At 64.5% G+C, this 544-nt stretch carries 1 protein-coding gene; it reads left to right on the top strand.

Going from position 1 to position 544, the window contains the following annotated elements; all coding sequences use genetic code 11:
- Positions 1-14: 14 nt before the first annotated feature.
- A partial coding sequence (locus DB30_RS41095) for a hypothetical protein (RefSeq protein ID WP_146663011.1) occupies positions 15-544 on the top strand: 530 nt, incomplete at its 3' end.

The following is a 544-nucleotide window of genomic DNA, read 5'->3' as shown; positions in this document are numbered from 1 at the left end:
TAGGATGAGCTTCAATGAGAACCAAGCCCATGCTGATGCTCAGCGTCGTGCTGGCGGCGTGTCAGCCCGAACTAGTCGATTGGCGCGACGACCATGAGTTCGTCTGGGAGGGCGAGCACGTGACGATCTACGGGTATGAGCGCGCCCCCGAGGATGCCTGTGGCGGGAGCTTCGGGACCCTCGATCGCCACTCGGGCTCAGTCATCGAGTTGTTCGGTTACGAGCCCGCGCTCCACCACGACTACCTGTGGCTGTCGCAAGACGTTTATCAAGGCAAGTGCCGTCCGGGAGCCGGCGCCTGCACGGCATACGGCGTCCCGTGGACGAGGAGCGTCCCGGACATGCACGAGGCCGCCCATGCTGTGATGTACGCGACGCATGGTTCGCAGTGTCCGAGCGTCCTGGAAGAAGGAGCCGCCGAGTACCTGTCTGGGCCACGGTATCACTCGGACTGGACGCCCACGGCCCCCACGTATCCCGCGGGGGTCGAAGACATCCTGACCCTGGCGCCGCTTCCTTACCCGGAGTACGAGCGGGCTGGAAA

The sequence above is a fragment of the Enhygromyxa salina genome (genome assembly GCF_000737335.2).
GTDB lineage: Bacteria > Myxococcota_A > Polyangia > Nannocystales > Nannocystaceae > Plesiocystis > Plesiocystis salina_C.
Note: the sequence above shows the minus strand (reverse complement) of the source record. Positions and strands in the feature narration are given on the sequence as shown.